The sequence below is a fragment of the Dyadobacter sediminis genome (genome assembly GCF_005860765.1).
GTDB classification, from domain to species: domain Bacteria; phylum Bacteroidota; class Bacteroidia; order Cytophagales; family Spirosomataceae; genus Dyadobacter; species Dyadobacter sediminis.
Genome location: NZ_VCEI01000025.1, coordinates 740546 through 756056 on the forward strand (window position 1 = coordinate 740546; position 15511 = coordinate 756056).

At 48.5% G+C, this 15511-nt stretch carries 13 protein-coding genes; 7 read left to right on the forward strand and 6 right to left on the reverse strand.

Annotation, left to right across the window (positions count from 1 at the left end; genetic code table 11):
• Positions 1-21: 21 nt before the first annotated feature.
• From FEM55_RS15430 to FEM55_RS15450, 5 genes are all read right to left on the reverse strand, one after another.
• Positions 22-1227 (reverse strand): NHL repeat-containing protein, encoded by a 1206-nt coding sequence (locus tag FEM55_RS15430; protein WP_138282246.1) that lies wholly within the window; start codon positions 1225-1227, stop codon positions 22-24.
• Positions 1224-2468: a hypothetical protein gene (locus FEM55_RS15435; protein WP_188584503.1), complete on the reverse strand. Its 1245-nt coding sequence runs from the start codon at positions 2466-2468 to the stop codon at positions 1224-1226. Before FEM55_RS15435 ends, FEM55_RS15430 begins: the two co-directional genes overlap by 4 nt.
• 79 nt (positions 2469-2547) lie before the next feature.
• Positions 2548-2760, reverse strand: a complete 213-nt coding sequence (locus tag FEM55_RS15440) for a hypothetical protein (protein WP_138282247.1) — start codon at positions 2758-2760, stop codon at positions 2548-2550.
• Between the two features lie 206 nt (positions 2761-2966).
• A complete protein-coding gene (locus FEM55_RS15445) occupies positions 2967-3854 on the reverse strand; it encodes a DMT family transporter (RefSeq protein WP_138282248.1) in 888 nt (295 codons plus the stop codon).
• 67 nt (positions 3855-3921) lie between these two features.
• A complete protein-coding gene (locus FEM55_RS15450) occupies positions 3922-5892 on the reverse strand; it encodes a S9 family peptidase (protein ID WP_138282249.1) in 1971 nt (656 codons plus the stop codon).
• A 229-nt stretch (positions 5893-6121) separates the two neighbouring features.
• Here FEM55_RS15450 and FEM55_RS15455 point away from each other — a divergent pair, with 229 nt between their 5' ends.
• From FEM55_RS15455 to FEM55_RS15485, 7 genes are all read left to right on the forward strand, one after another.
• Positions 6122-7279, forward strand: a complete 1158-nt coding sequence (locus FEM55_RS15455) for an SIS domain-containing protein (protein WP_138282250.1) — start codon at positions 6122-6124, stop codon at positions 7277-7279.
• A gap of 8 nt (positions 7280-7287) precedes the next feature.
• On the forward strand, positions 7288-8241 hold the full coding sequence (locus tag FEM55_RS15460; protein WP_138282251.1) for a carbohydrate kinase family protein: 954 nt from the start codon (positions 7288-7290) through the stop codon (positions 8239-8241).
• Positions 8238-9065, forward strand: a complete 828-nt coding sequence (locus FEM55_RS15465) for a class II fructose-bisphosphate aldolase (RefSeq protein WP_138282252.1) — start codon at positions 8238-8240, stop codon at positions 9063-9065. The genes FEM55_RS15460 and FEM55_RS15465 overlap by 4 nt, the downstream gene beginning before the upstream one ends.
• Positions 9066-9246: 181 nt before the next feature.
• The gene (locus FEM55_RS15470; RefSeq protein ID WP_138282253.1) at positions 9247-9624 is read left to right on the forward strand and encodes an SPW repeat domain-containing protein; all 378 of its coding nucleotides are present in this window, start codon (positions 9247-9249) and stop codon (positions 9622-9624) included.
• A gap of 228 nt (positions 9625-9852) precedes the next feature.
• On the forward strand, positions 9853-10755 hold the full coding sequence (locus tag FEM55_RS15475; RefSeq protein ID WP_138282254.1) for an NmrA family NAD(P)-binding protein: 903 nt from the start codon (positions 9853-9855) through the stop codon (positions 10753-10755).
• A gap of 12 nt (positions 10756-10767) precedes the next feature.
• A complete protein-coding gene (locus tag FEM55_RS15480) occupies positions 10768-11505 on the forward strand; it encodes an SDR family oxidoreductase (protein ID WP_138282592.1) in 738 nt (245 codons plus the stop codon).
• Between the two features lie 34 nt (positions 11506-11539).
• A complete protein-coding gene (locus tag FEM55_RS15485) occupies positions 11540-12454 on the forward strand; it encodes a helix-turn-helix domain-containing protein (protein ID WP_138282255.1) in 915 nt (304 codons plus the stop codon).
• Between the two features lie 183 nt (positions 12455-12637).
• Here FEM55_RS15485 and FEM55_RS15490 read toward each other — a convergent pair whose 3' ends face one another.
• Positions 12638-15328, reverse strand: coding sequence for a CBM96 family carbohydrate-binding protein (locus tag FEM55_RS15490; protein ID WP_138282256.1), 2691 nt, complete (start codon positions 15326-15328; stop codon positions 12638-12640).
• Positions 15329-15511: the final 183 nt, after the last annotated feature.

Below are 15511 nucleotides of genomic sequence, written 5' to 3' on the forward strand. Positions count from 1 at the left end.
GGAATTTTTGACTTACCGCTTTTATTCTGCAACAGGAAAGATCATGAGCTGGCTCAGCGCTTCGTCTTCGCCCATAACCATGTATTTTCCGTCGGCTGAGGCAGTCAGGGTGCTCAACTGAAAGCCGCGCCACAATATGCCCTGCTCGATACCGGGCTCCACCATTTTGAATTCAGGATTGCCCAGATCCACAAAACCGGCGCCTTTTTCATCGTAATAAAACAAATGCGAATAACCCGGTGCGCCGCCGGCCAGTCCGTACAGCTTGCCGTCGCGCCCGAAAGCCAGCGCCCGCAACCGGTTCATCATAACAGGCTTGCCCAGATTTTTGATTTTTTTGGTGGCGGGGTCCAGCACAAATAGCTGACCGTCACCGGCATTGCCGCCATATAGTTTTCCATCGGGTGCTTTGGCCCAGGCTTCCACCTGTCCGAGTACTTCCCGTCCCCATACGCTTGGCAAAGGCGTTTTCAGAAACTCAAAACGCTTTTTGGCCGGATCAAATGCAAACATCCTGTTGCCCGGCGCACTTCCGTAAACCAGCCCCTGGCTGTCCTGAACAAGGGCTTTGCACAAGTAACCGCCTGGCTCGGAAGCAAAGTCATGCAAATTTTTGAGTTCTTCTGCTTTTGGGGAAATCTCGTCAAACAGCTGCACTTTTCCTGAAGCAATGTTGTAAGTGAAAAACCGTCCGCCCGGATAGCTGATCCCGTACAGTTCAGTGCCTTGGCTGTTACTGAGCAGCGTAAAAATTCCTTCTCCCGGAACAGGCGTGCCCAGGTCTTTCACTTCAATGGCATCCCCGTTGCCGATACGGATCTGTAATAGATGTCCGGTCTGCTGATTGTTTTTCAGATGCGCCAGTGTGCCGGCATACAGCTGATTGCCGGTTCCCTTGCAAAATCCCGTGGCAATGCTCTTCTGCCCCGGAACTGCTTCCTGCAGGTCTTTCGTGGTTGCAAGTGTCCGCTTTGAGATGGATGCAATGAACAGATACGGCGAAAGTCCTTCTTTGGCAGTAGTCCCGCCCAGCACCCGGTCGCCATCCACATACAGGGAAGTGATGGCATTGCGGTACATCGGCAAGCGTTTTTCGGCGCTGTTGGGCAGCGAAATTTCAATAGCAAATGCGTCTTTTGGCGTGAAAAAGGTATACTGGGCAAGCAGCGGGCCCGAACAGGCCAGAGATAAAACCGGCAGAAGTATTTTTTTAGTCAGGCTTTTCATTTCCGGATGTCTTTTTCAGGATTGAACTTGATCAGAAAGGGCGCACTGGAATCGTCCTTGACAGAAATGACGCGCCGGCCGGCGAAGTACATGTTTCCGTCTTTGTCTTTGATATCAGAGCCCGTTGCTTCGGTCATGGTAGTAATCGGATATTCTCTCAGAATGGTCTTCTTTTTCGTGGCTGGGTCGAGTTCTACCAAAACCGTTTTATCTTTCAATACATAGTTGCCATGTCCGCCGATGACGTAGTACAGCTTGCCATTGTTGCCGATGTTCAGGTTCGGCACATAAGGTCCCCATGCCGCTCCCTCGCCGGTGTCGATGACGCCGCCCAGGTCTTCCACTTTGCCAATGCCTTCTTTCTGAGGATGAAATGCAATTACTTTGGCGCCGTAAGTGACGAGGTAAATGATTCCTTTTGCTTCGTCTTTGGCATAGGCCGTTACGCCGGTAATGATTTTTGAGCCGGGTGTGCCTTCAAAAGCAGGCAGGCTTTCGCGGGCAAATACCAGGCTGTCGCTGTCTTTTTCGTATTTCACCAGACGCTGCCGCCAGTCTACATAATAGCAGTTTCCCCACCAGTCGGTAAACAGTACGCGGGGGACGTGCGAACTGGCGAGGCGGCCCATGTCGCGCAGGTTGTTTTTGGCCGGATCGTAAACGAGGAAATGTGCCTGCGGGTAAGTGATGCCATAAAGCGTTCCTGTTTTTGGGTCTATGTCAATGTCTTTTAAACTTTCGTATTGCATGCCGAGTCCCAGGTTTTTCAGATCGCCCGTTTTGGCGTCCCATTTCATGAAAAAACCTCCGGCGTAGCCCTGCGGATGTTCCATCAGGTATTCTTCACGCGACTCGCCGCCATCTGTTGTAAAATAAATGGAACCCTCGGGTGACGCTACGATCTTGGAGTGTATTTTTCCCTGCCACTGAAATGCGCGCAAATTGGCCATTTCCCGGATGAATCCGTTCTGTTTCATCGTGTTTTTTGCAGGGTCAAACGTATACAAGGCTACGTTGTTGCGGTGGTTGGTTACACCGATATGTACGGTGTTGGAAGCGGCATTGTACCCGATCGAACCCCAGGTTGAATGCGCCTCGGGAAAATCAGGGTATTCAATGAAAGCGACGTGCTTGTCGGTAGCGGCAGACGGCTGGGCGAGGAGTATTTCCGTGCCTGCCATCAGCAGCAACCCGGCAATCCAGGATGCCGAGCGCAATCCATTCAGAAAGCAAGAATTCATAATAAGCGGGTTTAGGTAACTGGTATTGATCTGATCTTGTCACAACAAGGCAATCGGACTTTCGGGGTATCCGGAAGATTTACATTACCGGGAACTTCTTGTGCGTTGTGACTTTAACAACAATCCACGCACCCGGAAAAGCGGCATTGCCCGAAAACAAGGCATTTCCATTGATCAATCGTTGTGCAAGCCAGGTACCGGAAAGCCGGAAGGATGACAAAATAACTTTCTCCATAAGCCATTTTAATCTGGCGCTTGTAAAAAACGGGTGGCTAAGTAAGATGCATGCCATGAAGGATAAGGGTTTAGGAATACATTGCATTATCATTATGCTAATGTAAATAAAACTGTTCTAAAATGAAATAAGTATGAAATGTATTTATTTTCATTTTATTTCTTTTTTCTTTCATTGTAAGCTTAATGAAGAGAATTTTCAGACTGGAGCACCTTTAGTTAACCTTGTTCCTGCAAAAAAAAACAACTTTGATCTGAATAGCATTATGCATTGCTGGCTTCTTCAAGTCCCATGAGCAAAGCTGCTGCAATAGTCAGTACAATGCCGGCAACAATGACCGGATGAGGAATGGTCTGGTACAAAACCAGCGATAAGGTAACTGTGAGCACCGGCGCAAGCGCCGTGGTGATGGGAGCTATAATGATTGCCTTGCCATATCGAAAGGCATAAACCAGACACAGGGCACCAAAAGCATTGAGTGACTGTAGAATTGCCGACAGGTAAGGTCCTTTGAATCCCCAGTTGATCGGCTGATCAAAGTTGGTCATGTATAATGCAAAGGGAATCAACAGGATAGACGATAGCATCATGTAAAAATACAGGCTTTCGGCAGACATGATTTCATTGGCAAACCGCATGATACAACCCTGTGCGCCCCAGGCGACTAACGGAATAGCCGTGAACAGCAGCCACGTGTAGCCACTTGCGCTTGCAGTGCCGGCAGGCTGATAGGAAAGCATGAAAATGGAAATCAGCGCGAGCATGATCCCGATCCAGCCTTTTTTGCCCGTTTTTTCATGAAGTAATACAACCGCCAGTAAAATAGTTACGACCGGCGTCAGTGAGAGGATCGGGAAAACGAGGTAGGCGGGTGCAATGCGCAGGGTAAAGAAAAGTACCAGTTGCCCTACAGCGCCCAGAAGGCCGACAGCACTGCCCCAGAGCACAGCGCTTTTGTTGAAATCCAGCTTCCAGTCCTTTAGTTTCAGGGCGGCAAGGGCAGCCGGAATCATGGTTAATGCCCAAACGACATAGCCAAGGGTAGGAGGAAAGCCGTTTTTCTCCGGAATTTCGGTGACGGCTCCCCATACGCCGATGAACAGGACATGAATGATTACGTAAATGGGCCAGTGGTTTTTGCTCCTGCTCATGAAATGCTGATTTCCTTCTGATTGATAATTTTTTTGTCGGGTAAAATTTAAGATGACGGCCTGAAATTCAGGGCGTTGCTGCTTTTACATAAGTGTCAAACCAGCGGATCATCCGTTCGTTCAGGTCGGCTTTGCTGCGCGGGTTCAGGTCCGGCCGCCAGCCGTGCCCTTCGCCTGTATATTGTATGAGTGTGGTATGCACGCCCTGTTTTTTGAGGGCTGTATACATCTCTTCGGCCTGGGAAAAAGGTACCTCGTTGTCCGTCTCGCCGTGCAGGAATAAGGTTGGCGTACTTGCCCGGTTTGCGTTTCGCAACGGCGACCACTGCCACAGCAGGTCAAACCGTTCGCAGGCTCTGCCGCCGAATTCGGATTCCATCAGGGAATGATACAAGGATGTTCCTGCGAAACTTACCAGATTGCTTATCCCGCCATCAGTCACCGCTGCGCTGAAACGGGAAGTCTGGGTGATGATCCAGTTGGTCATGTAGCCGCCGTAGCTCTGGCCGGTCACTCCGAGCTGTTTCGCGTCAAGCCAAGAGTATTCTTTTAAGACAAAGTCTACGCCGGCCATTAAGTCCTGGTAGTCGCCGCCGCCCCAGTTCAGGATGGTGCCGTTTGAGAAGGTTTGTCCGTAGCCGTGGCTGCCTCTGGGATTGATGTACAAAACGGCATATCCGGCCTGCGACAGCAAATGCATGCGTTCGTCGAAATTGTGGCCGAACATGTTGTGCGGGCCGCCGTGGATAACAAGGATGAGCGGATATTTTTGTGTTGCCGTAAAACCGACAGGCGGCATGAGCCAGCCTTGCACGGAAAGGTTATCAAAGCTCCGAAACCGGAAAGTTGAGGCTTGCTGCAGCGTTTTCGTTTCCATCCACGCTGTATTTTCCTGCGTTATCTGTTCCATGACCGTACCGTGATTGCTGGTCAGGAAAACTTCGGCCGGCCGGTTGGTATCAGACTTTATAAATACCATCTCTTCACCGGAGCTGTTAAGACAGAACTCGTAAATGCAGCCTGTGCCGCCCTGAACCATTGTGATTTCTTCTTTGTCGATGTTTACCTGATAAATGGATGTGTCGCCGTGGTCGCCTGCTATGAAAAAGAGGTGCTTTCCTGAAGGGTGCCAGCGGATATGCTCGATTCTCCGGTCAAATGATTTGGTCAGGTACCGGAAGTTGCTGCCGTCCGCGGAAATGAGGCCTATGTGCGTATCCTCGGCGGTACTGTCATTGGTGCCAAAGTGCCCCGAAACTGCCAGAAATGCAATCTGGCTGCCATCCGGAGACCATGCCGGCTGGTAAGTCATGCCTTTGTGCTGCGTAAGGCGGGTGATCTTTAATGTCTGAGTATCGACCGTCCAGACATCGCTCTGCTGAATGTCATCAGGCCGGCTGGTTCGGTTGCTGATGAATGCGATATGGCGGCTGTCGGATGCCCATGTAATGGAATGCTCGTTATAGGGACCGGGAGTAAGCAGTACCGGCGATCCTCCCGCAGCCGGAACAAGGTACAGGTGCGTACAGGCATGGTCGGCATATACCGGCCTGCCCCGGCCACCTTTGGATTTGTAAAGCAGATCATCAATGACCCGGATTTCACTGTTTTCTGTCTCTGACGAAAAGTCGGCACTGAGGTAGGCAATGTACTGTCCGTCCGGCGACCAGATGACGTTTTTCAGCGCCAGATGATTGAAAAAGAACGAAGAGTCATGGCGTTGGGCAAGGAACCGGCTTGCTGCGGTTTTTACCGTATAAATATGCAGTTCCCCGTTACCGGTTTCATACAGGAGTTCGCTGCCATCCGGCGACCAGGTGTGTGCGGCGCCATGGCCCAAAACGGTTTTTGCAGTTCTGTTCGCTGAAACCAGTATAATCAGGTCATCGTATTCATTTTGAACGATGTCGGCTACCGATACGTGGTATACGAGATCGTCGCCTGCCGGAGCCAGCAATGCTGTGCCAACTTTTCTGATTTTGCATAAATCTTCTGTCAAAAGTCCTCGAGGTGAGGCATTCCGTTCCGTCGGGATCATAAAAAGGGTTTAGGTAGCAGTTGTTTTTGCAACATATTCCGGCATTCGGGCCGCTTGCAAGCTAAATGTACGCCATTATTTTTCTCGCAATATATAAGTAAGAATAAATAAATTAAATGAAAGCTTTAAAAATACTTTTTACTTTCGTTTTATGATGTTTAATTTGAAATGTCGTAACAAACGTTTTCAGTTGCGGACAAATAACCGTCTTCTAATTACTGCAGGAATAATGCAAAAAAATCAAGTAAGTGAGTTTACAAGCGGTGGGGAAGCACACACGCAAAGAGAAATTCTGTCACAGCCCGAGCTTTGGCAAGAGGTATTTCACTTGATAAGACAGGAAAGTGAAGGTATAGCCGGCTTTTTAAGACCGGTTCTGCAAAAAGGCAACCTGAGGGTGTTGCTGACCGGAGCAGGCACTTCGGGATTCATCGGCGATGCAGCACAGGGTACTTTGCAGAAAATATGGCAAAGACCCGTTCAGGCCGTGCCGACAACGGAAATCGTCACCCAGCCCGAAACGGTTTTTATCCGGTCGGTTCCCACGCTGCTGATCTCGTTTGCGCGTTCGGGAAACAGTCCCGAAAGTGTCGAAACGGTAAGGCTGGCTAATGCATCCTGTGATGAAATTTATCACCTGATTATTACCTGCAACGGCGAGGGAGCGCTGGCCAATATGAATGCAACTGCTCCCAGCCATTTATATCAGATTGTGCTGCCCGAAGCTACAAATGACAAAAGCCTGGCCATGACGAGCAGCTTTACCTGTATGTTGCTAAGCGTGCTGCTGGTTGCTCATTTGGATTCTATTGAAAGTGAACTGGAAAGGGTGCTGCGCATTGTGGAACAGGGAAATACCATTCTGGAAGAAAAATCCTTGCTGGAAGCACTGGTCATTAAAGGTTTCGAGCGGGTAGTTTTCATAGGCTCCGGTGAATTTCTTGGTATCGCCAGGGAATGTCACCTGAAACTGCTCGAACTGACTGATGGAAAACAGGTGTGCATGTCGGATTCCTTTCTGGGGTTCAGGCATGGGCCCAGAGCCTTTGTAAACGAGCATACGCTCATGGTTTATCTGTTTTCAAGAAAGCCGCACATCCTGCGCTACGAACGGGACCTTGCGGAGGATATATCGCGTGATGCAAGAGAAATCCAGTCCCTGCAGATCGGGGGCATCCATGAAGTGGCACTCCCGCATAGCAGCAAGATTACGCTCAGCATTGATCCGGAAAATCCTTATCAGGTCATTCCTGCCGCGCTTGTGGGGCAGTTGCTGGGTTATTACAGTGCTGTGCATCTGGGGATCAATCCGGACAGCCCGTCAGTGTCCGGATCGATCAGCAGGGTCGTGCAGGGGGTGAATATCTATACGGAATACAATAGTTAAGAACAGGCATGGTAAATTCCAGATTACTCGTTGTTGGCGAACTGAACGTGGATCTTCTTTTAAACCAGATTCAGGCTTTTCCCCAGCTGGGCAAGGAGATCATTGCAGAAGGAATGGATCTGTGCCTCGGCAGCTCGTCGGCCATCATGGCGGCCAACAGTGCAGCCATGGGCGTGGATACGACCTTTTGCGGCGTTGTGGGAGAAGATTACTTCGGTGATTTCATACTGCGGGAACTCAAACGGAAATCCGTCAGCTGCCGCCATATCACAAGATTACAGCATCAGAAAACAGGGTGCACCCTGATTTTGAACTATGGACAGGATCGCGCCAATGTGACGTATCCAGGTGCCATGAATGCGCTGACGATCCACGATGTTCCTTTTGAGAAGCCTGCCGTTTACCAGCATTTGCATGTATCGAGCCTTTTTCTCCAGCAAGGCATTCTGAATGACATTGAGCAGCTTTTTGTAAACGCCCGGGCTGCCGGCATGACTACTTCGCTGGACATGCAATGGGACCCTGCCGAGCAATGGGCATTCGACTATGCCCGGTGCCTGCCGTACGTGGATGTGTTCATGCCGAATGAATCGGAGTTACTGGCGCTTACCAGGACGGGTTCGATCAGCGATGCCATAGAAAAAATAAAACCATACCTGAATACCCTTGCGCTGAAAATGGGTAAAAACGGCAGTATTGGCATTTGCGGTACGCAGCATGTAACGATACCGGCCTTTGAAGTGTCGCATTTTGTGGATGCCATCGGAGCAGGCGACTCCTTTAATGCAGGGTTTATCCGGAAATACATGGCCGGTGCTGCGCTGGAAGATTGTCTGCGCGAAGGCAATCGGATGGGCGCCCTGAATACGACGGCTGCAGGAGGCACCGGCGCATTTGATAACCTTGAAAAAATCAACAAGAACATAAAGGAATACTGGGGAACAGAATCAAGCCTGTCATGAAACTGAAAGAAAAACTACGGGAGTTAACACTGCTGAAAAAAGGCCTGCTGGCTACAAATTATTACGATCTGGAAACCCTTCATGGCGTACTGCAGGCGGCAGCCGACCTGAAACAACCTGTCATCCTGCAACTTACCCAAAGTTCGATTGAGTACATGGGCCTTAAAACGGCAGTGAACCTCGGACGCAACGGACTGGAAGAATTTGGTGTGGAAGGCTGGATACATCTGGATCATGGCGGGTCTGTGGACCTTGTGCAGCGCTGCCTGGACGCCGGTTTTGATTCGGTGATGATCGATGGCAGCGAGCTTCCTTTTGAACAGAACGTCCTCCTGACCAGAGAAGTTGTGGAGCGTGCCAAACGGTATGATGCACATGTGGAAGCGGAATTGGGGTACGTTGCCAAACTGGGACAATCGCATCACACCACAGGCTTTACGCAGCCGGACGAAGCTGCCACGTTCGTAGAAGAAACGGGCGTGGACGCGCTCGCTGTGGCAATCGGTACGGCACACGGATTCTATAAACAGGAACCAAAGCTGGATATCAGTCTTCTGCGAAGCATTGCCGAGAAAACCCCGGCAACCCTTGTCCTGCACGGAAGCTCGGGCGTGCCGCACAATCAGGTACAGCAGGCGATTTCCAACGGAATCTGCAAGGTGAACCTGGCGACAGAAATCAAAAATATCTTTATGGCTTCGCTGAAAGCCGAACTGACGTATAATGAGGATATTGACCTTCGAAAAGTGTTTCCGAAGGCAACGTGCAAAATCACGGAACTTGTTAAGACCAAGCTGGAAATGGTCGGGAACGTGACGGCGTAAGCTGATTTTTGATTTACTTTCCGGTAAATAAAAAATCTTGCTGCCATTCCATGCTTCTGAAATGAAATTACGAGGTGCTGGCATGTAATTTATAGTCGAGATGCACTCGGAAAAACAGCATGTTAACAGCAGCTTTTTTCTGAAAACGGATCAACTGTTCATTACTAAACAGCAACTTACCATGAGATTCATCAGCACAAAACTGCACGGCGTCATCGATTATCTGAGCGGAGTACTTTTTATTGCATCGCCCTGGCTGTTTCATTTCAATGAAATTGAGAATGCATCCTGGGTTATGATCATTATCGGGCTTATGATTATACTGCTTTCGGCATTGACAGACTATGAAGGCGGTCTGATCCGGAAAGTGGCCATGTCAACTCACCTGACCATGGATCTGATTGCAGGCTTGTTTCTGGCAGCATCTCCATGGCTGCTTGGCTTTGCGGACCAGGTGTATCTTCCGCACCTGATTCTGGGGATATTCGAGATGGGCGCGGGCCTTTTTACTTCTCGTCATGCTTTCGAACACAATATCCATAAACCGGGTTTGAACTGAACCGGATTATTTTTGGCGGAATGCTATTAAGGCGGAGCAGATTTGCAATAAAATCTGCTCCGCTTTTTTGTAAAAAAATGAATCTGGCAGCGCAAACTTCCTTTTGAACGAACGTCCGGTGATCGTTATCAAAGCCTCACTTTCAATATTGTTATAAACTTCCTCAATTCGGTTAAATCTGCTTTTTGACGGTTGCGCAACTTTGCATTATCAAAAAACAGCAGGAAAATGAACATTGTCATAACAGGTTCCCTCGGGAACATCAGCAAGCTTCTGGCAGAGGAATTAATCCAGAAAGGACATTCGGTAACCATTATCAGCAGCAAGGCCGGCCGGCAAATGGCGATTGAAGCACTAGGCGCAAAGGCAGCCATCGGTACCATACAGGATGCAGATTTTTTAACAGCTACTTTCCAGGGAGCCGACATCGTTTACCTGATGGAAGCATGGGAAGGCATCGGCAGCCTGTTTGACAATGATGTGGATTTCGTTGCCGCTTTTACCCGGATCGGAAACAACTACAGACAGGCCGCGGAACGGGCAGGAGTAAAGCGTATTGTACATTTAAGCAGCATCGGCGCCCATACGGACCAGGGAACGGGCAGCCTTCGTTTACACAACACCGTCGAGAACATCCTGAATCAGTTGCCTTTGGATACGGCCATTAAATTCATGCGGCCGGTCGGTTTTTTTACCAATCTGTACCGGTACGTACATTCCATAAAAACACAAGGTGCGATTGTTCAGAGCTACGGAGGTGATCAGAAAGAACCCTGGGTTTCTCCGCTGGACATAGCCGCTACGATTGCCGAAGAAATGGAAAAACCTTTTGCAGGAAGAACAGTCCGTTATCTGGCCAGTGAAGAACTATCCCCGAATGAAATCGCCGCAGCCCTGGGAAAAGCCATCGGAATGCCCGGCCTGAAATGGAAGGTTATTCCGCCGGATCAGATGCTGAAAGGCATGCTGGATGCCGGTATGAACGAATGGATCGCTAACGGCATGGTTCAAATGCAGGCAGCGCAGCAAAGCGGCAGGCTGTATGAAGACTATTACCGCAACAAGCCGAAGCTGGGCAAAGTAAAGCTGGCCGATTTTATCAAAGAGTTTGCAATAGCATATCACCAATAATCCATTTAAATGATGAAAACCGTTTTGATTACAGGTGCCAACAAAGGTGTTGGCTTTGAAACAGCCCGTCAGCTCCTTCGGCAAGGGTATTATGTATATATGGCAAGCCGTGATCTGCAAAATGGTCAGAAGGCAGCGGAAAAGCTGAGAAACGAAGGTTTGCAAAATGCCGAAGCTGTACAGCTGGATGTCACCGATACTGCTTCAGTACAGGCTGCACGCCTTGCTATCGGAGAAAAGACGCAGGTGCTGGATGTGCTGATTAACAATGCAGGGATCAACGGCGGATGGCCGCAATCGGCACTGGAAGCAAATATTGACCAGTACCGCGAGGTATTCGATACCAATTTGTATGGCGTTGTGCGGGTGACGCAGGCCTTTATTGACCTGTTGCGCAAATCGCCGCAGCCCCGCATCGTGAATGTATCATCCAGCGGCTGCTCTTTAACCTTGCACAGTGATCCGGGCTGGAAGTATTACAATCACAAAGCGGCACTTTATCCATCCTCCAAAGCCGCATTGAACATGTTCACCATCAATCTGGCATACGAGTTGCGCGATACGCCATTTAAAGTCAATGCGGTGTGCCCCGGCTTTGTAGCGACTGATTTCAACGGGCATCACGGTACGGGCACTGCAGAAGAAGGCGGCATGCGCATTGCAAAGTATGCCACGATCGGCGAGGAAGGACCTACGGGCCAGTTTTTCAGTGAAGAATATAACCCGGAAACAGGCGTAACGCCCTGGTAAGCTATATCAGTTTAAAGTTCAATATATTTACGTCATGAAAACAGAAGCACCTGCTTTGTACCGATTTGAATCACTGAACGATTTCCACCGCGTGTTCGGGCTGCCAAAGCCCGTTCATCCGTTGGTCAGTTTTATAAAGATTGAGGACATGAAGATCAGTCCGGATGCATTACCTCCGTCGATTGTCCTGCCGTTTTACAAAATTGCCTACAAAACCAGCCTGTGCGGCAAAGCCAGGTACGGCCAGAATTATTACGACTTCGGCGAGGGCGGACTTGTATTTACAGCACCCGGTCAGATTTTTGAAAGCCCTGTCAGTCAGGCAAGTTCAGGGTATATCCTGCTTGTTCATCCCGACTTTTTCCTGCGTTACCCGCTGGCCGGAACAATCCGGCAGTATCGTTTTTTTACCTATGCGGCCAATGAGGCGTTGTACCTTTCCGACAAAGAGCGGACAGTCCTGTTTTCTGTTTTCAGTATCATCGAAGAAGAGCTTAACAGCAGAATTGACCACTTCAGTCAGGATGTGCTTATATCCCAGATAGAACTGCTTCTCAATTACAGCAACCGTTTTTACGGGCGTCAGTTCATCACCCGGAAATCTGCGACCAATGACCTTTTACAAAGAATGGAGTCTGTTCTGGATGACTATCTGAATAGTGGAAAGTCATCTGAAAACGGAATTCCGACTGTGCAATTTCTGGCAGAAAAGCTGGACATGTCCGCCAGTTATCTGAGCGACATGCTTCGTTCACTGACCGGAGAAAATGCTTTGTATCATATCCATGAAAAGCTTGTGGAGAAAGCCAAGGAGAAATTGTCTACTTCAAACTTGTCGGTTTCTGAAATCGCTTTTGAACTGGGTTTTGATTATCCGCAGTCTTTCAGCCGTCTGTTCAAAACAAAAACCAGTTTTTCACCGCTCGCTTTCCGGCAATCATTCAACTGAGTTCTGCGCTTAATGACGCATTATTCAGTCACTAAAAATCCGATTACTTTCATTGCCGTTTCTAAATGGATTAGTTTTCGGATAACAGATTTTTAACTCAGAAGTAATAAACAGCTACAAAAAAGCCGCTTATCCATCATGGACATGCGGCGTTTTTTGTTTATGCTGCTTTTTAGCGTTTAACTACTCCGTTACAAGCACTTTAAGCACTTCTGAAAATTCCCTTGACTGTACTTTCAAGAGATACATACCCGCCTGCAACTGGCCGGGCAGGCCTACTTTCAGTCTGGTTGAGTTGTCTTCGGTCTCAGGACGCTGCAACTGGAACTGCATGCCTGCCATGTTTGTCAACTCCAGATCCACTTCGCTTTTGTGGCCGGAAGAGACTTCCAGCATGATGTGGTCTTTGGCAGGATTAGGGTAAATTACCGAGCTGAGAGCTGTGTTACTTTCAGATGCTTCTTCACTTTCGCTTCCCAAACGCGTAACCTGATTTGCCGTATTATCTGTTACAATCACCAGCTGAGGTGCAAAGCCGGACGGGTTTTCTTTACTATGGAAATTCAATAGCCGGATTGAGCCTGTTGATAATGCGAGGCTCACAACTTTGTCTCCGGCTGCTTGTAATCTGACAAATTCAGTCACGTCCAAATCCCTGTATTTCATTTCACTGTTGACTTGCACCCTTGCTTCTGCAGCCGGGTTCAGGGCGTAGGGAGCATTCGCTTTAGTAATTCCGTTTTCGGTCCAGGAATCATCTAAAACGCCCCCGGCAACCAGCGTTACTCCTTCCATGTTCTCGTGATTTTTCCCATACACCCGAAGTTTCGCCGACTTGACATTAGTAATTCCTGGTATGGCAAATTTCAAATAACTTACCCGCTGAAGGTCCCGGGGTGTGCCGTTAAAGCCTTTAATACTAAGCAAGGGATCTGAGCCAAAGTTCTGATTCTGGTAAATTCCATCACGTACTGTGGCATCCTCCTCAGGAGCAAAGGTGAGGGTACGCTGTGGAGAAGGCAGGACTTCAATGGCCGAAACCCGGGGCAGATCCGCTGCTCCGGTCAGAAAGTCGATATTGAGCATGCCGTCTGTGACGTTGACGGTGAAGGTTTCTGCTGTGGCAAGCATTGCTCCGCCGGCTTTGGCAAAGATATCATAGTTGGTCAGCTTGCGGACGCCTTCCATGTTGACGTGAAACTGTCTGCTGCCTTTGCCGCCTTTTTTGCCCGGAGCCCCGAAGTACGTTTCTGCAAAATGCAGGTATACGGTTACCTCGCCATTGGGAACCGGAATGTTATAGCTGAACGAAGGTGAGCAGCGTGCGGATTGGTATAATATGTCATTGCTTGTATTCGGAATATCGCCGGTTGCAATGGAGCTGATACGGTCAATGCCGGCGTAATATTTATCTGCTATGAACAGCTTTTTGGTAGCAGTCATGAATTCCGGTCCGCCCGCATTGATGCGGATCGGGTTTTGTGGTAGTGGCGGGTTTTCGGGAGCCATTTTGACAATCCAGTAATCGTCACCTCCATAGCTGTTTTCTGACTTGTCATAACTCTTTGTCGAGTTAGAAGTACCACCCAGGATAATACCACCATCAGCACTTAGTTCTACCGAGTTCATATCATCATTACCAATTCCGCCAAGAGTCTTGTCCCATAGCTTTGTGCCATTCGCATCTATCTTGATAAGCCAGAAATCTTCTTTCCCTCTTGAAGGCTCCGATTTGTCAGGCCCTATACTGCCATAGGAGCTTCCACCCAGCAAAAATCCGCCATCACTTGTCTTGGTCATCGAATGAAGCTGGCTTACATTATTTACCTCATCACTGTTATCAGTAGGTAATCCTGCACCAATGGTCTTGTCCCATAGCTTTGTGCCATTCGCATCAACTTTTATTATCCAGTAATCTGAGTTGTAATTACTGGCTTCGCTTTTATCTCCTCCAATACCAGAATAAGACCATCCTCCCAGAAGGTATCCGCCATCGTTGGTCTGCAATACAGATTCAAGTTGATCATAGTCAGGACCTCCGTATGTCTTTTCCCACTGCAAAGCTCCATTCTGGTTTAATTTGGCAATGTAGTAGTCTCCTGGGTAATTTAGCTCCACGCTCAAATAACCTCCCAATATATATCCACCATCAGATGTCTGTTCAATGTAGCCACCACCATCATCATAATTATCTGTTCCCAGAACAGAGTCCCATTGTACTTCTCCCGAAGAAGATAGCTTTACTACCCATAGGTCATAGCTATTTGGATAAGCTAATGGTGCTTTGGTTTTGTCATTGCCAATTGGTGACCTGGATACACCTGCCAGAATATAACCTCCGTCTTTTGTTGGTTTCAGCGATTTAAGAAACTCTCTCCTTGGACCTCCAATTGTTTTATCCCATTCAACGGTACCACTGGCACTAAGCTTAATAATCCAGTAATCATACATTTCCTCAAAGTCGGTGCCATAGGGAGGCTGGCTTTTTATTGGACCTACTCCGGAAGTGGATGTTGCACCAACAATATATCCACCATCCGGCGTAAGTTCAATATAACCGTTGGATTCACCCTGATCCCCGCCCAGGGCCAGGTCCCATTGCTTGGTTCCATCAGCAGCCATCTTTACAATCCAAATGTCTGTACCGCCATACCCGGCCTGGCTTTTGTCACCACTTTTGCCGGATTCGGAATGACCAATAGCAATAAAGCCACCATCAGGTGTTTGCTTGACAGATTCGAAATATTCCCGCCCATTACTTCCAAATGTTCTATCCCACTGAATAGCAGGCTGGGCATACACACTTGCCTGTCCAAAGACAATTAAAGTAAGCAGGGACTTGATAAAACGCTTAAAACGTAAAGTATTTTTCATTTAGATTTTTGGTTAGGTAAATTCATAGTTACAAAGTATTATTCCGAGCAATAATCATGCGGATCTGTTATGTGACCTATTTAACGGTGAAGCAGAATAGCTCCAATGCAAACATGGCTTGCATTGGAGCTATTCTGCAGTCGTAAAGTCAGGTATTTTTAAATCCTCGCAAAGTAAGTAAAC